A 23,407-nucleotide genomic window follows, 5' to 3' on the forward strand; every position below is an offset into this window, starting at 1 on the left:
AGCTTTCTAGTTATTGATGATATCGACCACGAACACCGTCGCCAGCGATGCTTCCAGGGTCCAGGCCTCCTCGGCCTCCATGACCACCACGTCGTAGCGCACCATGGCGATGCGTTCGCGCGCGCTGCTCAGCGTCAGGCTCTCGCCCTCCGCCAGGAACAGCAGCGTGGTGGTGCTGCGGCGCTTGAGCTCCTCGCTGCCGCGCACCAGCAACGGCTCCAGCCGGTGGCGGCAACGGCCGCGCCGCGTCATCACATTGAAATCCGTGGTCAGCGCGCCGGTCACCGTGGCGTGCACCTCGTCCTCACCGGCGAACTCGATCAGCGGCTCGCTGGGACTGAGCACGAAACGCTCGTCGCCGAAGTCCAGCAGCACGCCGTCGCCGTCCACCAGCGCCAGCGAGCGGTCGATACCGGGGAAGGAAGAGAAAGGCCCGCTTTGCGTGATGGTCGCCAGGCTGATACGCCAGTCGAATTCATCGAGGTTGGCGCCGCTGGGCGCGACCGCGATCTCGGTGGTGGAGCCACCGCCGTTTTTCCACGGCGCGGGCCGCAGGCTTGCATACTGGATCAGCTGGGTCATCGGAACTCCCTCAGTTCGGCCAAGGTCTGCTTGAAGCGCGCAGCGATCGCCTGCTGCGCCACGTGCTGCTGATTGCGCACTACCCACCGGCCGCCGACCATGACGTCGTTGACCAGATTATCGTTGCCGCTGAAGACGAAGCTGCCGAGTACCTCGTCCAGCGCCAACCCAAACATGTTCGGATGATCGGCATCGAGCACGATCACGTCGGCGCGGCGCCCCGGCGCCAACGCGCCCACAGGCCGTCCCGCCGCCTGCGCCCCGCCGCGCAAGGCGCCCTGCCACAAAAAGTCGCCGACGTTGCGCTCCTCGGCGGACACCGCGACATTGCGGCGCTGATGCTGCAGGCGCTGACCGTACTCCAGCCAGCGCAATTCCTCGACGGGGCTCTGCGACACATGACTGTCGCTGCCGATGCCGAAGCGCCCGCCCGCCGCCAGGAACGGCTCCAGCGGGAACAGGCCGTCGCCCAGGTTGGCCTCGGTGGTCGGACACAGCCCCGCCACCGCGCCGCTGCGGGCGATGCCGTCCACTTCATCCGCCACCAGATGGGTGGCGTGGATCAGGCACCAGCGCTCATCCACCGCGACCCGGTCCAGCAGCCATTGCACCGGGCGGCGTCCGCTCCAGTCCAGCGATTGTTGAACCTCCGCCTGCTGCTCGGCGATATGGATATGCACCGGACGCGCCGCCGGCAGCGTCGCCAGCACTTCTTCAATCTGCCCCACCGACGCCGCGCGCAGCGAATGCGGCGCCACGCCCACCTCGGTCTGCGCATCGCGCAAAGGCTCCAGCGCCTCGATCACCCGCAGCACATCCTGCGCGTCGGTCTTGAATCGTTGCTGCTCAGGTTTCAGCGGCGTTTCGCCGAAGCCGGAATAACTATACAACACCGGCAGCACGGTCATGCCGATTCCCGCCAACCGTGCGGCGGCGACCACCCGCTCCGCCGTTTCGGCCGGACGCGGATACATGGCGCCGTCCGGCGCGCGCTGCACGTAGTGGAACTCGCACATCGACGTGTAGCCATGGCGCAGGCACTCGGAAAACAGCTGGGCCGCAATGGCCTCGATGTGCTCCGGCGTGATGTTGCGCGCGAAGCGGTACATCAGGTCGCGCCAGGTCCAGAAGCTGTCCTGGGTTCGGCCGACTGCGTCCCCGGCCTTTTCGGTGCGCCCACCCAGCGCCCGCTGGAAGCTGTGCGAATGCAGGTTGATCATGCCCGGCAGCGCATACGCGACCGCCTCCGCGCCCGCAGGCGCCGAGCCGGCGGTCACCGCCGTGATGTCGCCGCCGGCGTTCCACTCGATCAGCACATCCTTGCGCCACCCCTCCGGCAGCAGCGCGTGGCGGGCGAACAGCTTGCTCATGCGCGCACCCAAGCGGCGGCGGCCTGCATCATCTCCTGCAAGACGCCTTGAACCTGCGCCGCCCGGTCGGGCCGGTAGCCATACGGCGCCGCCTCATCCATGTAGGTGGACTGGCACATCTCCAGCTGGATCGCATGCACATTGGACTGCGGCCTGCCGTAATGACGTGTGATATGCCCGCCCTTGAAGCGGCCGTTGACCGCGACGCTGAACCGCTCCTGCGCCAGCGCGCGCGCCACCACCGCCTCGCTCAGGCCCGGCGCGCAGCTGGCGCCGTCGGCGGTGCCGAAGTTCAGGTCCGGCAGCTTGCCCTCGAAGAAGCGCGGCACCACCGAGGCGATCGAATGCGCGTCCCACAGCACCACGGCGCCGTGCAGCGCCAGCAAGCGCTCCAGCTCCGCGCCCAGCTGATCGTGATACGGCTTCCAATAAGCCTGAAGACGACGTTGCACCTCCGCCTGGTCAGGCACGCGCCCCTCCAGGTACAGCGGCTCGCGATGGAAGGTATCGACCGGGCACAAGCCGGTCGTATCCTGGCCCGGATACAGATTGGTGTTCTCCGGCGGCCGGTTGACATCGATGACGTAACGCGACCAGCGCGCCGACAGGGTCGAAGCGCCCATCCCGCCCAGGAAGTCATACAGCCGCGCCAGATGCCAATCGGTGTCCTGCTTGTCGACGGCGGCCGGCGTCATCGTGGCCAGGATATCGTCGGGGATATCGGTGCCCACGTGCGGCATGGACACCAGCAAGGGAATACTGCCTGCTTTGAACTGATAATCCATGACGACCTCCGTTACGGATGCAGCGACGTGAACAAACTTTTGCACGATGCGCTCAACTCGCCGCGCATGACCATGCCCTTGGCCGCCTCGATGTCCGGCGCGAAGAAGCGGTCGGCGTCGTAGAATGGCACCTTCGCGCGCAGCTGCTCGTGAACATGCTCCAGGTGCGGCGATGTCGTCAGCGGACGATGGAAGTCGATGCCCTGCGCCGCCGCCAGCAGTTCGATGCCGAGGATGACAGCCGTATTCTGCGCCATATCGTCCAGACGGCGCGCGGCGTAGGTCGCCATGCTGACGTGGTCTTCCTGGTTGGCGGAAGTCGGGATGGTGTCGACGCTGCCCGGATGCGCCAGCGACTTGTTCTCCGACGCCAGCGCGGCGGCGGTCACGTGGGCGATCATGAAGCCCGAGTTCACGCCCGGATCGCGCACCAGGAACGGCGGCAGGCCGGACAAGGTGGCGTCGATCAGCAGCGCGATGCGGCGCTCGGAGATGCTGCCGATTTCGGCGATCGCCAGCGCCAGCGTATCGGCGGCGAAGGCCACCGGCTCTGCGTGGAAGTTACCGCCGGAGACCACCACCGACAGCTCGCCGTCCTTGAACAGCAGCGGATTGTCGGTGACGGCGTTGGCTTCGATCAGCAAGGTGCGCGAGGCGTTGTTGATGATGTCCCAGCAGGCGCCCATGACTTGCGGCTGGCAGCGCAGGCAGTAAGGATCCTGCACACGCTCGTCGCCGACCAGGTGCGAGGCGCGGATCGCGCTGTCGCTGACCAGCTGGCGATAGATCGAAGCGGCCGCGATCTGGCCCGGCTGGCCGCGCACTTCGTGCACGCGCGCGTCGAACGGCGAATCGCTGCCCTTGGCGGCGTCCAGCGACAGCGCGCCCGACACCATACCGGCTTCCAGCAAACGCTCGGCCATGAACAGGCCGTGCAGCGCCAGCGCGGTCGACACTTGCGTGCCGTTGATCAGCGCCAGGCCCTCTTTCGCGGCCAGCACCACCGGCGCGATGCCGGCGGCCTTCAGCGCCTCGGCGGCAGGCACGATCTTGCCGGCGACCCGCACGTCGCCGACGCCCAGCATGGCCAGCGTCATGTGCGACAGCGGCGCCAGGTCGCCGGACGCGCCGACCGAGCCTTTGGCCGGAATCGCGGGCATGATGCCGGCGTTGTACAGCGCGATCAGCGTCTCGACGATCAGCGGGCGCACGCCGGAATAACCGCGCGCCAGGCTGCCGATCTTCATCAACAGGATCAGGCGGCAGACCGCGTCCGACACCAGCTCGCCGGTGCCGACCGAGTGCGACAGGATCAGGTTGCGTTGCAGTTGTTCCAGCTTTTCGTCCGGGATGCGGGTCTTGGCCAGCAGGCCGAAGCCGGTGTTGATGCCGTAGGCGGCGTCGCCCTTGGCGACGATGGCGCGCACGGCGGCGGCGGAGGCTTCGATCACCGGCCAGGCGTCGGCGGCCAGCGACAGCGGACCGGCTTCGGTCCAAACGGCGCGCAATTCGGTGAGCGTCATCGCGCCCGGTTTGAGGGTCAAGGTCATAGTGGTGCTCATTTAATCATTTAATCATTGGGAGGTTGAGGCCATTGCGCTTGGCGCAGGCGACAGCGGTCTCGTAGCCGGCATCGGCGTGACGCATGACGCCCGAGCCGCTGTCGTTGACCAGCACGCGCGCTAGGCGTTTGGCGGCGGCGTCGGTGCCGTCGGCCACGATCACCACACCGGAATGCTGCGAATAGCCCATGCCCACGCCGCCGCCGTGGTGCAGCGACACCCAGGTCGCGCCGCCGGCGGTGTTCAGCAAGGCGTTCAGCAGCGGCCAGTCGGAGACGGCGTCGGTGCCGTCCTTCATGCTCTCGGTCTCGCGGTTGGGGCTGGCGACCGATCCGGTATCCAGATGATCGCGGCCGATGACGATCGGCGCTTTGAGCTCGCCGTTGCGCACCATCTCGTTGAAGGCCAGGCCGGCGATGTGACGCTCGCCCAGTCCCAGCCAGCAGATACGCGCCGGCAGGCCCTGGAAGGCGATGCGCTCGCGCGCCATGTCCAGCCAGCGGTGCACATTGGCGTGATGCGGGAACAGCTCCTTGATCTTGGCGTCGGTCTTGTAGATATCCTCCGGATCGCCGGACAGCGCCACCCAGCGGAACGGGCCGCGTCCCTCGCAGAACTGCGGGCGGATATACGCCGGCACGAAGCCCGGAAAATCGAAGGCGTTCGCCACGCCGTGGTCGAACGCCACCTGGCGGATGTTGTTGCCGTAATCGACCACCTTCGCGCCCAGCGCCTGGAAGTCCAGCATCGCCTGCACGTGCACCGCGCAGGCGGCGGTCGCGGCGGCCTTCAGTTCCTCATGGCGCGCCACATCGTGCTGCGCCGCCTTCCATTGCTCGACGCTCCAGCCCTGCGGCAGGTAACCGTTGATCAGGTCATGCGCCGAGGTCTGGTCGGTGACCATATCCGGCACGACGCCGCCGGCCTTGGCGCGGCGCACCAGCTCCGGCAACACATCGGCCGCGTTGCCCAGCAGGCCGATCGAGATCGCATCGCCGTTCGCCTTGTGCAGCTTGATCATCTCCAGCGCCTCGTCAATGCTGGCGGCCTGCTTGTCGAGATAGCGGGTGCGCAGGCGGAAGTCGATGCTGCTCTGCTGGCACTCGATGGTCAGCGACACCGCGCCGGCCATTGTCGCCGCCAGCGGCTGCGCGCCGCCCATGCCGCCCAGTCCCGCCGTCAGTACCCAGCGGCCTTTGAGATCGCCGCCGAAATGCTGGCGGCCCGCCTCGGCGAAGGTCTCGAAGGTGCCCTGCACGATGCCCTGGGTGCCGATGTAGATCCACGAACCGGCCGTCATCTGGCCGTACATGAACAGGCCCTTGCGGTCGAGTTCATTGAAGTGTTCCCAGTTGGCCCACTTCGGCACCAGGTTCGAGTTCGCGATCAACACGCGCGGCGCATCCGCGTGGGTCTGGAACACGCCGACCGGCTTGCCGGACTGGATCAGCAGCGTTTGATCGTCTTCCAGCTCGCGCAGCGACGCCAGGATCTGGTCGTAGCACTCCCAGTTGCGCGCGGCGCGGCCGATGCCGCCGTAGACCACCAGGTGCTTCGGATTCTCCGCCACTTCCTTGTCCAGATTATTCTGGATCATGCGGTAAGCCGCCTCCGCGCCCCAGTTTTTGCACGTGCGCTCAGGCCCGCGCGGCGCGCGGATCTCGCGGCTGGCGTCGTAACGTGGATCGCTGTCTAAATGGGTCGTCATGGTGGCTCCTCCGAAATGAGTGGGGCCGTCCGCATGCCTGCGGCCGGCGCATTCTCAAAGGATAAGTTGTCTATACAACCAAGTCAACCCATTTTGCTTATTTTTTATACACGCGCTTGCCGCCCATCCAGGTCTGCAGCACCTGCGTTTTGCCGATTTGCTCGGCCGGGATCTTGAACAGGTCGCGGTCGACCAGGATGAAATCGGCCCACTTGCCCGGCTCCAGCGAGCCGATGACGTTTTCCTGGTGCGCCGCGTAAGCCGCGTCCAGCGTGAAGCAGCGGAAGGCTTCGGTCAGCGTCATCGCCTGGTTCTTGTACCAGCCGCCCACCGGCACGCCGGCATTGTTCTGCCGCGTCACGGCGGCATGCATGCCTTCGAACGGATTCGGCGACTCGATCGGGAAGTCCGAGCCGCAGGCGATCTTCGAACCCTGGTCGAGGAAGCTGCGCCACGCGTACGCGCCCTTGATGCGCTCGTGGCCGACGCGCTGCTCGGCCATGTTCTGGTCCGACGTCGCGTGGGTCGGCTGCATCGACGGGATCACGCCCAGCGATTTGAAGCGCGGGATATCCTCCACCGCCACCACCTGCGCGTGCTCGATGCGGTGGCGCAGCGCGACGTTGCCGTATTTCGGGATCAGCTGCGCGTAGGCGTCCAGGATCTGCCGGTTGCCGGCGTCGCCGATGGCGTGGATATTGACCTGATAGCCGGCCTTCATGGCCTTGTTCATCTTGGCCAGCATTTCCTCGTTGGGATAGAACAGCAGACCTTTGGTCGACGGCAGGTCGGAGTACGGCGCCAGCAGCGCGGCGCCACGGCTGCCCAGCGCGCCGTCCGAATACAGCTTGACCGCCGCCAGCGCATACACGTCGTTGGCGTAGGACTTCAGCGGCCCCTCCTTCGACAGCTCGTCGAAATCGCCGGCGGTGTCGCCGATCATCGCGTAGACGCGGGTGGTCAGCTTGGCGTGGTCGGCGTAGTCGCGATAGATATCGTCCTGCACCACCTTGATGCCGGCGTCGTGCACGCTGGTCAGGCCCACCTTGGACAGCGACGTCAAGGCCACATCCAGCGTGGCGCGCGCTTCGGCCGGCGTCGGCAGCGGCACCACCTTGTTCACCAGCTCCATCGCACCGTCCACCAGCACGCCGGTCGGCTTGCCGCTGGCGTCGCGCTCGATCTTGCCGCCCGCCGGATCCTGCGTCTCGCGCGTCACGCCGGCCATTTCCAGCGCCTTGGTGTTGACCCAGATGGCGTGGCCGTCGACACGGTGCAGCAGCACCGGACGGTCGTTGACCACCGCATCCAGCTCGGCGGCGGTCGGGAAGCGGCCCAGTTTCCAGATTTCCTGATTCCAGCCGAAGCCGATGATCCAGGCCTTCTTCGGATGCGACCTGCTGAAATCGGCCACCGCGCGCACCGCGCCGTTGAGGGAAGTGGAGCTGTACAGCTCCACCCCGGAAGCGATCTCGCCCAGTTCGAACACGTGGCCGTGGGCATCGATCAGCCCGGGCAGCAGAGTTTTACCCTGCGCGTCGACGTGCTCCGCCTTCGGCAGCGCGGCCGCCGTCTCCCTTTCGCTGCCCACCGCGACCACGCGGCCCAGATCATCGAAGCCCAGCGAAGTAAAGCGCAGCAGCTGCCCGGCCGCGTTCAGCGTGTAGCCGTTGGCGCGGTCGATGATGGTGTCGGCCTGCGCCGGCAGCAGGAAGGCCGACAGCGCCAGCGTGATGGCCGCGTTCAGCGGGGACGGCATAAAAGGGGTGGTGCGCATCAAATCTCTCCATTCGGAAGCAAGATTCAGAGTGTAGCGAAGTTTGGCCCCGGGTCAACCGAACTCTGTGACTAAGCCGCTGGTTTGGCGCTTCAGGACAGGTACAATGCAGGATTCGCCGCTCTAAAACCACAACCACGTGTCTAGCCGCCTCCTTTACATACGCCTGCTCAAGCAGTTCCGTCCCTACGCCTGGATCGCCGCCGTCACCCTGTTCGCGGTCGGCCTGGCCGCCGCCACCGACGTGCTGCTGCTGCGCCAGCTGCAAAACGTGGTCGACGCGCTGGCGCCCGCGCACAGCCTGACCGGCGTGCGCCCGCCGGCCACCGGGATGCTGGCCGAAGTGCAGGAATGGCTCGGCCGCCTGCTGCCAAGGGATCCGAACGCCGCGCTGTGGTCGATTCCGGTGGTGATCTTCGCGCTGGCCGTGATGCGCATGGTCTCCAGCTTCTGCGGCGAGTACGGCGCCGCGTGGCTCAGCAGCCGGGTCCAGGCCAACCTGCGCGAGACCATGTTCGCCCGCATCATGCGCCTGCCGAACGGCTACTTCGATCTTTCCTCGACCGGCACCACGCTGTCGCGCGTGGCCTTCGACGCCGCCCAGGTGGCGCAGGCCGGCCTGACCGTGGTCAACGTCGCGGTGCGCGATTCGGTCGCCACCATCGGCTACCTGGCCACGCTGTTCATCGTCGACTGGCAACTGGCGGTGTTCTGCCTCGGCCTGTTGCCGCTGGTGGCGGCCATCGTCATCTTCGCCGGCCGCCGCATGCGCGTCCTGAGCAAGAGCGCGCAGGCGGCGATGGGCGACCTGACCAATGTGCTCGACGAAAGCATCAGCGGCCAGCGCGTGGTAAAGATCTTCGGCGGCCAGCGATACGAACAACACCGCTTCGACCAGGTGGTGAAGCTGAACCGCCAGCTGGCGGTCAAGCACGCCGCGACGTCGGCGTTCAACTCCGGCGTCATCATGCTGCTGATCGGGATCACGCTGTCGTCGGTGATTTACTTCGCGCTGCTGCGCAACCAGGCCGGCGCGCTGTCGCCGGGCGGCTTCGTCGCCTTCCTGACGGCGCTGATGGCGATGCAGTCGCCGATCAAGAACCTGACCAAGATTAACGAGCCGATGCAAAAAGGCCTGGCCGCCGCCGAATCGGTGTTCGGCCTGATCGACACCGAAGCGGAAGCGGACAAGGGCGACAAGACGCTGGAGCGCGCCGAAGGCCGGCTGGTGCTGGACGAGGTCAGCTTCCGCTACGGCGCCGACGCCGAGGCGCGTCCGGCGCTGGACCGGGTCTCGCTCGACATCGCCGCCGGCGAGACGGTGGCCCTGGTGGGCAGCTCCGGCAGCGGCAAGACCACGCTGGCCGGCCTGCTGCCGCGCTTCTACGACGTCGGCTCGGGCAGCATCAAGCTCGATGGCGTCGACCTGCGCGACTACACCATGACATCGCTGCGCAAGCAGATCGCTCTGGTGAGCCAGGACGTTGTGCTGTTCAACGACACGCTGGCGGCCAACATCGCCTACGGCGATCCCGAGCCGTCGCCGCAGCGGGTCGAGGCGGCGGCGCGCGCGGCGCATGCGCACGAGTTCATCGCCCGCATGCCGGAGGGCTATCTGACGCAGGTGGGTGAAAACGGCTTACGCCTGTCCGGCGGCCAGCGCCAGCGCCTGGCGATCGCCCGCGCGATCTACAAGGACGCGCCGATCCTGATCCTGGACGAGGCCACCAGCGCGCTCGATACCGAATCCGAGCGGCTGGTGCAGGCGGCGTTGGAGGTGTTGATGAAGGGCCGCACCACGGTGGTCATCGCGCACCGCCTGTCGACCATCGAGAACGCCGACCGCATCGTGGTGATGGACGGCGGCCGCATCGCGGAAGCCGGCAGCCACGATGCGCTGCTGGCGCGCAACGGCATCTACGCGCGCCTGTATCAAACCCAGAAAACCGTTCAGGCGCTGTAGCCGCCGTCGACGGTGAAGCTGGAACCGGTGATGAAGGCCGCCTCCGCGCCGGCCAGGTAGGAGACCAGCGACGCCACCTCCTCCGGCTGGCCCAGGCGTTTGACCGGCATCATCGCGCGCACATGCGGCACATGCGGCTGGTCCGGCGCGTTCATGTCGGTTTCGACCGGGCCGGGCTGGACGTTGTTGACGGTGATGCCGCGCGTCGCCAGGTCCAGCGCGGCGCCGCGCACCAGCATCGCCACCGCCGCCTTGGTCATCGAATAGACGCTGGCGCCGGCGAAGCCCACGCGCGTGCCGCTGACGCTGCCGATGGTGACGATGCGGCCGCCGTCCTTCATATGCTTGGCGGCCGCCTGGATGGCGACGAACACCGCGCGCACATTGACCGCCACCATGCGGTCGAAATCGGCCAGCGCGAAATCCTCCACCGAACCCATTTGCAGGATGCCGGCGCTGTTGACCAGGATGTCCAGCGCGCCGAAGTGCGCCACGGTGCGCTCCACCGCAGCCCGCAGCGCGGCTTCGTCGGCGCTGTCGGCCTGGATCGCCAGCGCCCTGCCGCCCGCCGCGACGATGCTTGCCGCCAGGTCGTTCGCCTTGTCCGGCGACGATACATAGGTGAACGCCACGGCGGCGCCGTCCTGCGCCAGACGCTTGACGGTGGCCGCGCCGATGCCGCGCGCGCCGCCGGTGACCAGCGCGACTTTGTTGTTCAATGGGTTAGTCATGGAATGCCTTTCACAATTTTTACTGGATCGATTGATCCAGAATAAAGCGATATTAGACTTTCTGGATCGACCAGTCAATTAAACGTTCCGTGATAATTTCAGCCGCCGCGCAAACCCTGGACGGCGAAGCCGGCGATGGCGCGCAGGGTGGCGCCGCTGCCGCCTGCCTTGGCGCAGACCTTCATGCCGGACAGCGTCGCGGCGACGAAGGCGGCCGCCTGCTGCACATCGGTGTCGGCGGGAATCTCGCCGGCGACGGCGGCGGCGCGCAGCATGCGCCCGACGGCGTCGTTCAGCAGCGCACCGCTGCTTTGGTGGATCGCGTTGATGCCGGCGTCGTCGGTCCCGAATTCGCACACCGCGTTGACACCCATGCATCCCTTGGCGTTGTCGCGCTTGGGTCGCGCGGCGAACGATTGCAGCATGTGCTCGATGGCGGCCAGCGGGCTATCGCCCTTCAGCCCGCGCAGCACGTCGGCGGTGCTGGTGTCGCAGTACTGTTTCAGCGCTTCCAGGTACAGCGAGTATTTGTCGCCGAAGGTGTCGTACATGCTTTGCCGGCCGATCCCCATCGCTTGCAACAGGTCGGCGGTGGAGGTGGCGGCATAGCCTTTTTGCCAGAACACTTGCATCGCCTGGTTCAATGTATCGGCGCGATCGAACTCTTTTTGCCTTGCCACGGTTATTCCTCGGGATGGTGAATAGCCGTATTATGGACCAAATGATCTAGTTCGCGTCGTGGAAGATGATACCCAGCGTGTGGCGAGAGCCGGCGCGCAGGCGGCTCACGCCGTGCCGCATATTGACCCGGTAGACGCCGCGCGCGCCCTGCGCCGGGCGGTGGTTGACCGGGAAGATCACCATGTCGCCGCGCTTCAGCGGCACCACCTCGACCCGCGACTGCATGCGCGGGCGCTGCTCGGTCAGCACGAATTCGCCGCCGTCGAAATCGGTTCCGGGTTCGCTCAGCAAGATCGCGGCTTGCAATGGGAAGACGTGGTCGCCGTACAGGTCCTGGTGCAGGCAGTTGTAGTCTCCGGGGCCGTATTGCAGCATTAGCGGCGTCGGGCGGGTTTGGCCGGCGGCGTGGCAGCGCGCCAGGAACTCGGCGTGGTCGGGCGGGAAGCGGGCTTCCAGGTCCATCGCTTCGTGCCAGTGGTTGGCGATCGCGGCCAGTGGACCATACAGCGATTGACGCAGCGCCGAGATCATCGACGGCAGCGGGTAGCGGAAGTATTGGTATTCGCCGCTGCCGAAACCGTGCTGCGACATCACCACGCGGCTGCGGTAGAGCTGCGGCTGCGCGTATTGCGCCGCCATCGCAATGCATTCGTCGGCGGTCAGCATGCCGGGGACGATGGCGTGGCCGTGCGCGTTCAGCTCATCGGCGATGGCCTGCCAGTCCAGCGCCGCGACGTGCACCCCGATGCCGGCCGCCGCCGCGACCAGCTTGCGGGCATTCGCCTGCGCCTGCGCGATGGCGACAGCGTCGGGCGCCTGGTCCGGCGCGCCCGTCCCGGAAGGCTCGGCCGGCCCGGCGGCGGCTGGCGCGGCGCGGGCGCCGGACGCGCCGGACGCGTCGGCTGCGGGGACTGCTGCGGCAACTGGTGCGGCAACTGCTGCGGCGCGGGGCCCTGCGGTTGGCGCGGCGGGCGCCACGCTCAGCGGCGGCGTCTTGCGGGGTTTGCGTTCCGCGGCGGGGTCGCCGAAGTCGAATTCGCCGTTCTTCATTTGCCCGCCTCGCGCTCGCGATTCAGCAGCGCGGCCTTGCGGTCGACACCCCAGCGATACCCGGAAATCGTACCATCGTTGCGCACCACGCGATGACACGGAATCGCCACCGCCAGCGCGTTCGCCGCGCACGCCCCCGCCACCGCCCGCGCCCCCTTCGGCGATCCGACCAGTTGCGCCAGCTCGGCATAGCTGACCGTGCGCCCGGCCGGAATCTCGCGCAGCACCTGCCATACACGCTGCTGGAACGCCGTGCCGCGCACGTCGAGCGGCAGGTCCAGCCCGATCTCCGGCCGCTCCACCAGCCCGACCACGCGCGACACCACCCGCTCATACTCCGGCTCCGCTCCGATCAGCTCCGCCTCCGGAAAACGGTCCTGCAAATCCCGCACCAGGAAATCCGGATCGTCGTCGATCAGGATCGCGCAGATGCCCTGCTCCGTGCTGGCCACCAGGATCGCGCCAAGCGAACAGGCGGCGATGGCGAAGCGGATCTGCGCCCCCTTGCCGCCGGCGCGGAAGGCGCTCGGCGTCATCCCCAGCACTCCCGGCGATTGCGCATAAAAGCGCCCGCTGGAATTGAAGCCCGATGCGTAGATCGCCTCCGTCACCGAAGCCTGCCCGGCCAAACCCGCCTGCATGCGGCGCGCCCGCTGCGCGTTGGCATAGGCCTTCGGCGTGATCCCGGTCACCGCCTTGAACATGCGGTGGAAATAAAAGCGGCTGACACCCACGGCGGCGGCCAGACTGTCCAGGTCCGGCGCCTCCTCGGCCGCGTCGATCAAACGGCACGCCTGCGCCACCAGCGCCGCCTGGCGCTCGGCCAGCGGCGGCTGATCCGGCTTGCAGCGCAGACAAGGCCGGAAGCCCGCCGCCTCGGCCTCGGCGCGGCTGTCGTGGAAGGCCACGTTCTTGCTCAACGCCGGCCGCGCCGCGCACGACGGGCGGCAATACACCCCGGTGCTGCGCACCGAGTACCAGAACACGCCGTCGGCCCCGGCGTCGCGCTGCCGCACGGCGGCCCAACGCGCCTCGTCGCCGCCGTAGCCCGCCTGTTGCACCGCCTCGTTTGCAGTCTTGCCCATCTCAGACTCCATGATTGTGATTGGAATGAGGCCATGTTAGGCGCCGGCGCCTGGACGCACACTCCGGGTCTTGCTTTTGAATTGTACGGCCGCCGTCAAAAAACCGGCAAAACATGTTCAACTGGCAAGCATGCGGTGCTAGAATGCCCGCTCTGCCGCCTGCACCAGGCGTGCCTTCGGAGAAGCCGTTTGGACGATCAAGCACCGCATGACAGCACCCCTATTTTCCAGCGGATCAAGGACTACCTGCTGGCCGAAATCGCCGCCGGCACCTGGAAGGAAGGCGATGTGATCCCGTCCGAACAGGCGCTGGTCAAGCAGTTCGGCGTCTCCCGCATGACCGTCAACCGCGCCGTGCGCGAGCTGACCTCGGAGCAGGTGCTGACCCGCCGCCAGGGCTCCGGTACCTACGTCGCCCAGCAAAAATACCAGGCCACGCTGCTGGAGATCAAATCCATCGCCGACGAGATCCGCGCCCGGGGCCACGCCCACCGCAGCAGCCTGCAACAGCTGGAGCGGGTCAAGGCCAGCGACTTGATGGCCAAGCAGTTCGAGCTGCCGGCCGGCCATCCGCTGTTCCATTCGGTGATCGTCCACTTCGAAAACGGCGTGCCGATCCAGGTCGAGGACCGCTGGGCCAGTCCGCTGTGCGCGCCCGACTACATGGAACAGGATTTCGCCAGCATCACCCCCAACGAATACCTGATGAAGGCCGCGCCGCTGCAGGGCGCCACCTACAGCGTCGAAGCGCTGGCCGCCCCGCGCGACATCGCCGAGATGCTGGCCATCGACACCCGCCAGGCCTGCCTGGTGCTCAAGCGCCAGACCCGCTCCGGCGGCCTGATCGCCTCGATCGCGACCATGTGGCATCCCGGCCACCGCTACCAGTTCGCCGGCAGTTTCAGCCAATAACGGGCTCGCGCCAACGTCGGCTTGCAGCGCGCAAGCCGAGCCGATGCGCGCGGCAGCCGGGCATTCTCACAAAATGTCACGAAAACCGCCCTTAATTGTTAATTCCGGCGTGTTTTGGTGCGCTGCGGCGTCGCAATTCCGTCCTGGACACTTTATCGACTACCGGCAAAAGTTCGATGCTATAGTTGCTCAGGTACAGCACCAATTTGTCGACCAAAAAAGGAAGTTCCTTGCTCCACTGCCGTCCGCGCTTTCGCCAGGTTTCCTGGCATCGCCTGCCGTTCAGGCTGGCGGTGTGCGCGCTCGCCCTGGCCTGCGGCCTGCGGCCGGCGACGGCGGCGGAAAAAGTCTCGATCCAGCTCAAATGGCAGCACCAGTTCCAGTTCGCCGGCTACTACGCCGCGCAGGACCAGGGCTATTACCGCGACGCCGGCCTCGATGTCACGCTGCTGGAAGCCTCGCCCGGCAAGGATCCGCTGCAACACGTCACCGAAGGCCGGGCCCAGTACGGCGTCGGCAACAGCACGCTGCTGCTGGCGCGCGGCATGGGTCAGCCGGTGGTGGTGCTGGCCACGGTGTTCCAGCACTCGCCCGCCGCGCTGCTGCGCCGTCGCGGCGCCGACGGCAAGCCGATTCCCTGGCCCGGCAGCCGCATCATGATGGCGCCGAATAACGAAGAACTGACGGTGATGCTGAAAAAGCAGGGCGTGCGCATCGACAGCCTGTACCACCTGGCACACAGCCAGAACCTGGACGACCTGGTCGAAGCGCGGGTCGACGCCATGTCGGCCTACGTCACCGAAGCGCCGTATCTGCTGGACCGGCTGCACCTCGCCTACGAGACCATGTCGCCGCGCAGCTACGGCCTGGATTTCTACGGCGACGCGCTGTACACCACCGAGAGCGAATTGCGCGAGCACCCGGCGCGCGCCGCCGCGCTGCGCGAAGCGACGCTGCGCGGCTGGCGCTACGCGATGGCGCACCCGGGCGAGATCACCGACCTGATACGCGCCCGCTATCCGGAACGCAAAAGCCGCGAGCACCTGATGTTCGAAGCGCAGCGCATCGCGCCGCTGCTGGAGCAGGGCCTGATCGAACTTGGCTACAGCAATCCGGAACGCTGGCGCGCGCTGGCCCGCGCCTACGGCGAGCAAGGCATGCTGCCGGCCGATTTCAAGCTGGACGGCTTCCTGTACCAGCCGCCGGACGGCGATCTGCTGCTGCGCTACGGCGGCGCCACGCTGGGCGGCGCGCTGGCGCTGATGCTGGTGGTCTCGCTGTTCGGCGCGCTGCGCCTGCGCCGCCAGGCCGACCAGCTGCGCGCCGCGCGCGCGGAACTGGGCGGCGCCGAGCGCATGGCCAGCTTCGCGCTGGAAGGCTCGGGCGCCGGCATGTGGGAATGGCGCCTCGCCAGCGGCGCGCTGAAGCTGTCGCCGCGCTACTGCGAGCTGCTGGGCTACGCCCCCGCACAGTTCCAGCCGACGCTCGACGAGTGGCAACAGCATGTGCACCCGGACGACCGCGACCGCGTCGAGCGCACCATCCGCGCCTACCTGGACAGCGACGGCGGCAACGGCGGCAACATCCACAGCGAGCACCGCATGCGCACCGCCGACGGCGGCTGGATCTGGGTGCTGGCGCGCGGCATGGTCATCGAACGCGATCCCGCCGGCCGGCCGCTGCGCGCCGCCGGCACCATGGCCGACATCAGCGAGCGCGCCGCCGCCGAGGAACGGCGCATGTGGGCCGTGGTCGACGCCACGCCGGGCGCGGTGCTGGTCGCCGACAAGGGCGGCCGCGTGCGCTACGCCAATCTCGCCTGCGCCGCCAGCTTCGGCTACGACGGCGACCACCTGCTGGCCGGCCGCTCGGTCGAGCAGCTGACGCCGGAAGCGATGCGCAGCAACGGCCGCGCGCGCGAGCTGTTCACGCGCCCCCGGCAGCCGGGCCGCGTGCTGTACGCCATCCGCGCCGACGGCACCACCTTCCCGGCGATGGTGCACATCGCGCCGGTGGAGCTGTCCGGCCAGGACCTGATGATCATGACGCTGCGCGACATGACCCAGCGCCAGCGCGCCGAGGAAGCGCTGCAGGCCAGCTCGGAACGCTACCGCCAGATCGTGCAGACCGCCGCCGAAGGCATCTGGATGACCAACGCCGACGACCGCACCACCTTCGTCAATCCGACCCTGGCGCACATGCTGGACTACGACATCGAGCAGATGATGGGCCGCGCCATGACCGACTTCATGGACGACGCCGGCCGCGCGCTGCTCAAGCAGCATATGCAGCACCGCCTGTCCGGCGAAGCCAGCCAGGGCGACGTCTGCTTCCTGCGCCGCGACGGCAGCAGCGTCTGGTGCCTGCTGTCGACCACCGTGGTCAACTCGGACGCCGGCCATTACGCCGGCACGCTGGCGATGCTGACCGATATCACCGCGCGGCGCCAGGCCGAAGGCGCGCTGCGCGACTCCAGCCAGCGCCTGGCGTCGATCTTCAACGCCGTCACCAACGGGCTGGTGATGGTGGACGGCGGCGGCGTCATCCTGGAGCGCAACGCCGCCGCCACCCGCATGCTGGCGCACACCGCCGACATCGACGGCGACGGCCTGTGGCGCGGCGTGCGCGAGGACGGCACGCCGTTCGACCTGGCCAGCCATCCGGTGCGGCTGGCGCTGGTGATGGGCATGTCGGTGCGCGACGTGGTGATGGGCCTGGCCCAGCCCGACGGCGCGCTGCACTGGCTGTCGGTCAACGCCGAACCCATCCCCGACCAGGCGGGCGCGGTGCAGCTGGTGGTGGCCAGCCTGACCGACATCACCGACCGCAAGCGCGGCGAGGACGCGCTGCGCGAATTGAACGAGCATCTGGAGGAACGGGTCGCGATCCGCACCGGCGAGCTGGAACACGCGCGCCAGGTGGCCGAGGAGGCCAGCCAGACCAAGGGCCAGTTCCTGGCCAATATGAGCCACGAGATCCGCACCCCGATGAACGGCGTGATCGGCATGGCCTACCTGGCGCTGAAGACCGACCTCGATCCGCGCCAGCGCGACTATCTGGAAAAGATCCGCTTCGCCGGCGAGCACCTGCTGGGCATCATCGACGACATCCTCGACATCTCCAAGATCGAGGCCGGCAAGCTGGAGATCGAGCAGGTCGACTTCGCGCTCGACCACGTGATCCAGACGCTGACCACGGTGGTGGCGCCGAAGGCCGCCGGGCGCGAGCTGGAGCTGGTGTTCGATCTCGACCCGACGCTGCCCAAGGTGCTGCGCGGCGACCCGCTGCGGCTCGGCCAGGTGCTGATCAACTACACCAACAACGCCATCAAGTTCAGCGAAAAGGGCCGCATCGAGGTGCGGGTGCGGCAGGTGGTCGGCGACGCCCACGGCTGCCTGCTGCGCTTCGAGGTCAGCGACTGCGGCATCGGCCTGTCCGAGCGCGAGATCGACAAATTGTTCCAGTCGTTCCAGCAGGCCGACACCTCCACCACCCGCGAATACGGCGGCACCGGGCTGGGGCTGTCGATCTGCAAACAGCTGGCGCAGCTGATGGGCGGCGAGGTCGGCGTGCGCAGCCGGCCCGGCCACGGCAGCACCTTCTGGTTCACCGCGCGGCTCGGCATCAGCAGCGCCACGGTGCCGGCGCTGATCGACCGCGTCAAGGACGCCGCCGCCGAGCTGCTGGCGTCGTCGCGCAGCGCGGCGGTGATGGCGGCGCTGAAGAACGCCCGCATCCTGCTGGTCGAGGACAACACCTTCAACCAGCAGATCGCGCTGGAGATGCTGGAGGAAGTCGGCTCCTCGGTGTGCCTGGCCGCCAACGGCATGGAGGCGCTGGAGCTGCTGCGCCAGACCGCCTTCGACTGCGTGCTGATGGACGTGCAGATGCCGCTGATGGACGGCCTGGAGGCGACCCGCCGCATCCGCGCCGATCCGCGCCTGGCCGACATGCGGGTGCTGGCGATGACCGCCACCGCCACCAGCGAGGACCGGGTGCGCTGCATCGAGGCCGGCATGGACGACTTCATCTCCAAGCCGATCCAGCCGGCGCTGATGTACCAGACCATCGCCAACTGGCTGCCGGCGCGCGCCGAGGGCACGGTGCGCGAAGCGCTGCCGCAGCCGGCGGCGTTCAAGACCACGCTGGGCGGCGACCCGGCGGTGATCGATTTATCCATCCTCGCCAAGCTGCTGGGATATCATCCGCACAAGGTGCGCAAGTTCGCCTTCAAGTTTTTGCACAACACCCAGGATGGCTTGAACCAGATGGAAACCGCGCTGGGACGCGGCGACGTGGCGGCGCTGCGCGAGCTGGGCCACCGCCTGAAATCGCCGGCGCGCACCGTCGGCGCGATGGGCATGGGCGAACTGATGCTGCAACTGGAACAGCTGCCGGCGGCCGACAGCGACGCCGACAACACGCTGCGGGCCCAGGCCCTGCTGGAAAAACTGTGGCCGCTGCTGGAGCGGATCACCGAACAGATCATGACCAACACCACTTTCGCCGACGACAATTGAAAATATAAGGAACTGCATGCGGGTACTGCTGCTGGACGACGATGGATTCATGCTGGAACTGCTGGCCGACATGATCGGCGGCCTCGGGCCGCACGAGGTGATCCGCGAAACCGACGGCCGGCGCGCGCTGATCGAGCTGCGCCTGCGCCCGCCGGACCTGGTGATCTGCGACCTGGCGATGCCGGTCATGGACGGGATCGACTTCCTGCGCCTTGCGGCGGCGCAGCAATACCTTGGCTGTGTGGTGCTGCTGTCGGGCGTCGACGCCGCCGTGCTGCGGACCGCCGCCCGGCTGGCGGAAGCGCAGGGCCTGGCCATCCTCGACGCCTGCGCCAAACCGCTCGACCTCGAGACGCTGACCGCGCTGATGGCGCGCGCGGCGGCGCGCTGTCCAGGGCGGAATGGCGATTCAGGCAAATAATTTAGCGGGTTTCGACATTCCGCCGCACATTTTTAAAAAATGGGTTATTATTTCAGCCATCCCCGCCTGCCGACCTTGTTGCCATCCCTAATCCAAGACATTGAATTCGCGTAATCGACCTCCATCTGCTGCCCATTACCGGCAACGTCAGGGGCGATTCAAGATGGCATCACCCCAGGGCGTTATTGATCCCACTGACCTCGATTGAGGAAAATATGAGCGAAAATATCAAACACATCACCGATACTTCTTTTGACGCAGACGTACTGAAGTCCGATCGTCCGGTTCTGGTCGATTTCTGGGCCGAATGGTGCGGTCCTTGCAAGAGCATCGCCCCGATCCTGGAAGAAGTGGCCAAGGAATACGACGGCAAGATCCTGATCGCCAAGATGGACGTCGATTCGAACCAGCAGGTGCCTGCCAAGTTCGGCATCCGCGGCATCCCGACCCTGATCCTGTTCAAGAACGGCGTACCGGCCGCTCAAAAGGTTGGCGCGATGGCAAAAGGCCAGCTGACCTCTTTCATCGACAGCAATATCTAAGATAAGATATCGCCTGCTGCACCAAGCGGCGCCGCGCCTGTGGCGCCGCTTAATAAATAACTTAGAGACAACCACGCAGTTCCCTCCCCTACCTTTACCTTCCCGTCACGGGATACTCAAACAATATGCATCTATCTGAATTAAAGGCCCTACACGTCTCGGCATTGCTGGAGATGGCCATCGGTCTTGATATCGACAACGCGGCGCGTCTGCGCAAACAGGAGCTGATGTTCGCGATCCTGAAAAAGCGCGCGAAATCCGGTGAACAGATCTTCGGCGACGGCGCTCTGGAAGTGCTGCCGGACGGCTTCGGCTTCCTGCGCTCGCCGGACGCCAGCTACATGGCGTCGACCGACGACATCTACATCTCGCCATCCCAGATCCGCCGCTTCAACCTGCACACCGGCGATTCGATCGAAGGCGAAGTGCGCACCCCGAAAGACGGCGAGCGCTATTTCGCGCTGGTCAAGGTAGACAAGGTCAACGGCGAATCGCCGGAAGCCTCGAAGCACCGCATCCTGTTTGAGAACCTGACGCCGCTGCACCCGAACGAGCCGCTGCGCCTGGAACGCGACATCAACGGCACGGAAAACATCACCGGCCGCATCATCGACCTGATCGCGCCGATCGGCAAGGGCCAGCGCGGCCTGCTGGTGGCGTCGCCGAAATCCGGCAAGTCGGTGATCCTGCAGCACATCGCGCACGCGATCACCGCCAACCATCCGGACTGCACGCTGATCGTGCTGCTGATCGACGAACGTCCTGAGGAAGTGACCGAGATGCAGCGTTCGGTGCGCGGCGAAGTGGTCGCCTCGACCTTCGACGAACCGGCCACCCGCCACGTGCAGGTCGCCGAGATGGTGCTGGAAAAAGCCAAGCGCCTGGTCGAAATGAAAAAAGACGTGATCATCCTGCTGGATTCGATCACCCGCCTGGCGCGCGCCTACAACACCGTGATCCCTGCCTCCGGCAAGGTGCTGACCGGTGGTGTCGACGCCAACGCGCTGCAGCGTCCGAAACGCTTCTTCGGCGCCGCGCGCAATATCGAAGAAGGCGGCTCACTGACCATCATCGCCACCGCGCTGATCGAAACCGGCTCGCGCATGGACGACGTGATCTACGAGGAATTCAAGGGTACCGGCAACATGGAGGTGCACCTGGAGCGCCGCCTGGCCGAGAAACGCGTCTACCCGGCGATCAACCTGAACAAATCGGGCACCCGCCGCGAGGAACTGCTGATCAAGCCGGACCAGCTGCAGAAGATCTGGATCCTGCGCAAGCTGCTGTACTCGATGGACGAGATCGAAGCGATGGAGTTCATCCTCGACAAGATGAAGGCCACCAAGAACAACGGTGAGTTCTTCGACATGATGCGTCGAGGCGGATAAGCCGCGGCTAATCATGATGAACGGGCAACTTCGGTTGCCCGTTTGCGTTTACGGCTGTATAATCGCCGATCGCAGTATTTTTAATCAGGCAAGTGAGCGGCAATCGGGTCAAGAAGCAGGATCGACCGACGAAGTGCTGTTTGGCTACCGACCCAACCGAAAGCCTTAAAATGAAACCAGAAATCCATCCAGATTACCGCGAAGTGGTGTTCCACGACCTGTCGTGCGACTTCAAATTCGTCACCCGTTCGACCATCCAGACCCGCGAAAAGATCGAGCACAACGGTAAAGAATACCCGCTGATCAAGATCGAGGTATCGGCTGAATCGCACCCGTTCTACACCGGCAAACACAAAATTGTCGACACCGCTGGCCGCGTTGAGAAATTCCGCCAGAAGTTCGGTACCGTCGGTTCGAAAACTTCGGTCGCCAACGCCTAAGCACCGGGTTCTCCCAGTCGCTCTCAAAAAAGCAGCCTCCGGCTGCTTTTTTTGTTTGTTTGCCTCATACTCCCGTTCTACCTCAACTTGTACACTGATCGATGAAGCCAGTCCGTCTTCCCGCCGCCGCTACCCTGGCATTGCCGCGCTGGGCCCTGTTCGCCCTCGGCATGCTGTACATCCTGCCCGGCCTGATCGGCCGCGAACCGTGGAAGAACGACGACGCCGCCAGCTTCGGCATCATGTGGACCATGGCGCACGGCAGCTGGCAGGACTGGTTGTGGCCCAACATCGCCGGCCTGTCGCTGCCGGACGAAGGCCCGCTGGCCTTCTGGCTGGGCGCGCTGGGCATCAAGCTGACCGGCTGGCTGTGGGGCGACGTCATGGGCGCCCACATCGGCACCATCGCGGTGTTCCTGCTCGGCGTACTGTCGCTGTGGTACGCCACCTTCCATTTGGGGCGCCGGCAGGACGCGCAACCGCTGCGCCTGGCCTTCGGCGGCCAGCCCGAGCCGGACGACTTCGGCCGCACGCTGGCCGACGCCGCCGTGCTGATCTACCTCGGCTGCCTCGGCCTGCTGCTGCACAGCCACGAGACCACGTCGGAAGCGATGCAGGTGTCGCTGACCGCGCTGCTGCTGTACCGCACCGTGCGCTACGTCGAGACGCCATCGCTGCGCAACGCCGCGCTGAGCGGGCTGGCGGTCGGCCTGCTGGCGCTGACGCGCGGCTGGGTCACGCCGGTGTTCCTGATGCTGGCCCTGTTCGCCTGCACCCGCTTCCTGGCCCAGCCGGCGATCCGCGCCGCGCGCGACCTCGGCGCCACGATCGTGGTCGGCGCCGCCGTCATCGCGCTGTGGCTGTTGCCGGCGCAATGGCTGGAACCCTACCACCAGCAACCGCTGAACGCCTGGCTGGGCTGGAACTGGCTGCAACTCAGCCTGCCGAGCTGGTTCTCCCTGAAATTCTTCTTCCGCGTCGGCGTCTGGTTCTTCTGGCCGGCCTGGCCGTTCGCCGGCTGGGCGGTATGGGCCTGGCGCCGCCAGCGCGGCGTGCTGCACATCGTGGTGCCGCTGGCCTTCGTCGGCATGGGATCGCTGCTGGCGCTGTTCCATCCGGCGCCCGAGCAAGGCCAGCTGCTGCCGCTGCTGCCGCCGCTGGCGGTGATGGCCGCGTTCGGCCTGCTGACCATGAAGCGCGGCGCCATCAACGCCATCGACTGGTTCTCGGTGATGGCGCTGACCTTGTGCGCCGCCGTGATCTGGATCTTCTGGATCGCCAAGCTGACCGGCACCCCGGCGCGGGCCGCCAAGAACGCGCTCAAGCTGGTGCCGGGCTTCACCCCGGAACTGGGCTGGATCGCCTTCCTGGTGGCGCTGGCGGCCACGGCGGGCTGGTTCGTGCTGGTGTACTGGCGCATCTCGCGCCAGCCGTCGGTGCTGTGGCGCGCGGTGGTGCTGTCGTCGGGCGGCTTGATCCTGATCTGGATCCTGCTGATGACCTTGTTCCTGCCGGACGTCAACTACAGCAAGAGCTACGCCGGCGTGGCGCGCCAGATCGCCGACCAGCTGCCGGCCAACCCGGGCTGCATCGAGAGCAACGTCGGGCCGGCGCAGCGCGCTTCGTTCGCCTATTACGCCCAGCTGCCGTTCGCCGGCGTCGAAGGCGGCGAGTGCAAGCTGCTGTTGTTGCAGGATAACGTCAAACCGCGCGACAGCCGCGACCGCGATCCCCAGCACGACGGCAAGCAATGGACGCTGCTATGGGAAGGCCGCCGGCCGTCCGACCGCCAGGAACGCTTCCGCCTTTACCGCCGCGCCGATTGAACGTCGGCGGTGTTGCGCGGAAAAACGCATTGCTGCTATGCTTTCAGCAAGAAAGCGGCCCGCC

At 66.6% G+C, this 23,407-nt stretch carries 18 protein-coding genes; 8 read left to right on the forward strand and 10 right to left on the reverse strand.

The genetic code is table 11. The features are described 5' to 3' along the window. Positions 1–6: 6 nt before the first annotated feature. The 6 genes from GW587_RS00515 to GW587_RS00540 all read right to left on the reverse strand — a co-directional run bounded on the left by GW587_RS00515 (position 7) and on the right by GW587_RS00540 (position 7,784). Positions 7–582 (reverse strand): HutD/Ves family protein, encoded by a 576-nt coding sequence (locus GW587_RS00515; protein ID WP_166097377.1) that lies wholly within the window; start codon positions 580–582, stop codon positions 7–9. Beyond that, positions 579–1,952: a formimidoylglutamate deiminase gene (locus tag GW587_RS00520; RefSeq protein ID WP_166097379.1), complete on the reverse strand. Its 1,374-nt coding sequence runs from the start codon at positions 1,950–1,952 to the stop codon at positions 579–581. The genes GW587_RS00515 and GW587_RS00520 overlap by 4 nt, the downstream gene beginning before the upstream one ends. Beyond that, entirely contained in the window at positions 1,949–2,737 is a 789-nt protein-coding gene (gene hutG, locus GW587_RS00525; protein WP_166097381.1) for an N-formylglutamate deformylase, read from the reverse strand. Before hutG ends, GW587_RS00520 begins: the two co-directional genes overlap by 4 nt. An 11-nt stretch (positions 2,738–2,748) precedes the next feature. Continuing rightward, complete coding sequence (gene hutH, locus GW587_RS00530; protein WP_229259236.1) at positions 2,749–4,287, reverse strand: histidine ammonia-lyase; 1,539 nt, start codon at positions 4,285–4,287, stop codon at positions 2,749–2,751. Positions 4,288–4,303: 16 nt separating this feature from the next. Then, positions 4,304–6,007, reverse strand: a complete 1,704-nt coding sequence (gene hutU, locus GW587_RS00535) for a urocanate hydratase (protein ID WP_166097383.1) — start codon at positions 6,005–6,007, stop codon at positions 4,304–4,306. Between the two features lie 97 nt (positions 6,008–6,104). After that, positions 6,105–7,784: an amidohydrolase gene (locus GW587_RS00540; RefSeq protein WP_166097384.1), complete on the reverse strand. Its 1,680-nt coding sequence runs from the start codon at positions 7,782–7,784 to the stop codon at positions 6,105–6,107. Between the two features lie 139 nt (positions 7,785–7,923). Between GW587_RS00540 and msbA the strand changes: the two genes are divergently transcribed. Next, on the forward strand, positions 7,924–9,747 hold the full coding sequence (gene msbA, locus GW587_RS00545; RefSeq protein ID WP_166097386.1) for a lipid A export permease/ATP-binding protein MsbA: 1,824 nt from the start codon (positions 7,924–7,926) through the stop codon (positions 9,745–9,747). Here msbA and GW587_RS00550 read toward each other — a convergent pair. The 4 genes from GW587_RS00550 to ada all read right to left on the reverse strand — a co-directional run bounded on the left by GW587_RS00550 (position 9,735) and on the right by ada (position 13,306). Further along, a complete protein-coding gene (locus GW587_RS00550; protein ID WP_166097387.1) occupies positions 9,735–10,478 on the reverse strand; it encodes a 3-oxoacyl-ACP reductase family protein in 744 nt (247 codons plus the stop codon). The genes msbA and GW587_RS00550 overlap by 13 nt on opposite strands. Positions 10,479–10,576: 98 nt before the next feature. Beyond that, the gene (locus GW587_RS00555; protein ID WP_166097389.1) at positions 10,577–11,158 is read right to left on the reverse strand and encodes a TetR/AcrR family transcriptional regulator; all 582 of its coding nucleotides are present in this window, start codon (positions 11,156–11,158) and stop codon (positions 10,577–10,579) included. A gap of 46 nt (positions 11,159–11,204) precedes the next feature. Continuing rightward, the gene (locus GW587_RS00560; protein ID WP_229259279.1) at positions 11,205–11,927 is read right to left on the reverse strand and encodes a 2OG-Fe(II) oxygenase; all 723 of its coding nucleotides are present in this window, start codon (positions 11,925–11,927) and stop codon (positions 11,205–11,207) included. Between the two features lie 278 nt (positions 11,928–12,205). Then, positions 12,206–13,306 (reverse strand): bifunctional DNA-binding transcriptional regulator/O6-methylguanine-DNA methyltransferase Ada, encoded by a 1,101-nt coding sequence (gene ada / locus GW587_RS00565; protein WP_166097391.1) that lies wholly within the window; start codon positions 13,304–13,306, stop codon positions 12,206–12,208. A gap of 177 nt (positions 13,307–13,483) precedes the next feature. Here ada and hutC point away from each other — a divergent pair, with 177 nt between their 5' ends. The 7 genes from hutC (at position 13,484) to GW587_RS00600 (ending at position 23,343) form a co-directional block, all read left to right on the forward strand. Next, complete coding sequence (hutC, locus tag GW587_RS00570; RefSeq protein WP_166097392.1) at positions 13,484–14,206, forward strand: histidine utilization transcriptional repressor HutC; 723 nt, start codon at positions 13,484–13,486, stop codon at positions 14,204–14,206. A 230-nt stretch (positions 14,207–14,436) separates the two neighbouring features. Beyond that, complete coding sequence (locus GW587_RS00575; RefSeq protein ID WP_166097393.1) at positions 14,437–18,726, forward strand: PAS domain S-box protein; 4,290 nt, start codon at positions 14,437–14,439, stop codon at positions 18,724–18,726. Positions 18,727–18,742: 16 nt separating this feature from the next. After that, on the forward strand, positions 18,743–19,147 hold the full coding sequence (locus GW587_RS00580; RefSeq protein ID WP_166097394.1) for a response regulator: 405 nt from the start codon (positions 18,743–18,745) through the stop codon (positions 19,145–19,147). 215 nt (positions 19,148–19,362) lie between these two features. Beyond that, complete coding sequence (trxA, locus tag GW587_RS00585) at positions 19,363–19,689, forward strand: thioredoxin TrxA (protein ID WP_166097396.1); 327 nt, start codon at positions 19,363–19,365, stop codon at positions 19,687–19,689. Positions 19,690–19,814: 125 nt separating this feature from the next. Next, positions 19,815–21,077 (forward strand): transcription termination factor Rho, encoded by a 1,263-nt coding sequence (gene rho, locus GW587_RS00590; RefSeq protein WP_116991848.1) that lies wholly within the window; start codon positions 19,815–19,817, stop codon positions 21,075–21,077. Between the two features lie 170 nt (positions 21,078–21,247). Further along, positions 21,248–21,517 (forward strand): type B 50S ribosomal protein L31, encoded by a 270-nt coding sequence (locus tag GW587_RS00595; RefSeq protein ID WP_166097397.1) that lies wholly within the window; start codon positions 21,248–21,250, stop codon positions 21,515–21,517. 101 nt (positions 21,518–21,618) lie between these two features. Further along, positions 21,619–23,343: an ArnT family glycosyltransferase gene (locus GW587_RS00600; RefSeq protein ID WP_166097398.1), complete on the forward strand. Its 1,725-nt coding sequence runs from the start codon at positions 21,619–21,621 to the stop codon at positions 23,341–23,343. The last annotated feature ends 64 nt before the right edge of the window (positions 23,344–23,407 follow it).

The sequence above is a fragment of the Duganella aceris genome, assembly GCF_011090165.1.
GTDB classification, from domain to species: domain Bacteria; phylum Pseudomonadota; class Gammaproteobacteria; order Burkholderiales; family Burkholderiaceae_D; genus Rugamonas; species Rugamonas aceris.

What these genes read in the sequence shown, in the direction of transcription:
- hutH (WP_229259236.1), bottom strand. Translation starts at nt 4,287, where the DNA reads ATGACCTTGACCCTCAAACCGGGCGCGATGACGCTCACCGAATTGCGC.
- GW587_RS00600 (WP_166097398.1), top strand. Translation starts at nt 21,619, where the DNA reads ATGAAGCCAGTCCGTCTTCCCGCCGCCGCTACCCTGGCATTGCCGCGC.
- rho (WP_116991848.1), top strand. Translation starts at nt 19,815, where the DNA reads ATGCATCTATCTGAATTAAAGGCCCTACACGTCTCGGCATTGCTGGAG.
- hutG (WP_166097381.1), bottom strand. Translation starts at nt 2,737, where the DNA reads ATGGATTATCAGTTCAAAGCAGGCAGTATTCCCTTGCTGGTGTCCATG.
- hutU (WP_166097383.1), bottom strand. Translation starts at nt 6,007, where the DNA reads ATGACGACCCATTTAGACAGCGATCCACGTTACGACGCCAGCCGCGAG.
- GW587_RS00540 (WP_166097384.1), bottom strand. Translation starts at nt 7,784, where the DNA reads ATGCGCACCACCCCTTTTATGCCGTCCCCGCTGAACGCGGCCATCACG.
- ada (WP_166097391.1), bottom strand. Translation starts at nt 13,306, where the DNA reads ATGGAGTCTGAGATGGGCAAGACTGCAAACGAGGCGGTGCAACAGGCG.
- GW587_RS00550 (WP_166097387.1), bottom strand. Translation starts at nt 10,478, where the DNA reads ATGACTAACCCATTGAACAACAAAGTCGCGCTGGTCACCGGCGGCGCG.
- GW587_RS00520 (WP_166097379.1), bottom strand. Translation starts at nt 1,952, where the DNA reads ATGAGCAAGCTGTTCGCCCGCCACGCGCTGCTGCCGGAGGGGTGGCGC.
- GW587_RS00595 (WP_166097397.1), top strand. Translation starts at nt 21,248, where the DNA reads ATGAAACCAGAAATCCATCCAGATTACCGCGAAGTGGTGTTCCACGAC.
- trxA (WP_166097396.1), top strand. Translation starts at nt 19,363, where the DNA reads ATGAGCGAAAATATCAAACACATCACCGATACTTCTTTTGACGCAGAC.
- GW587_RS00515 (WP_166097377.1), bottom strand. Translation starts at nt 582, where the DNA reads ATGACCCAGCTGATCCAGTATGCAAGCCTGCGGCCCGCGCCGTGGAAA.
- GW587_RS00580 (WP_166097394.1), top strand. Translation starts at nt 18,743, where the DNA reads ATGCGGGTACTGCTGCTGGACGACGATGGATTCATGCTGGAACTGCTG.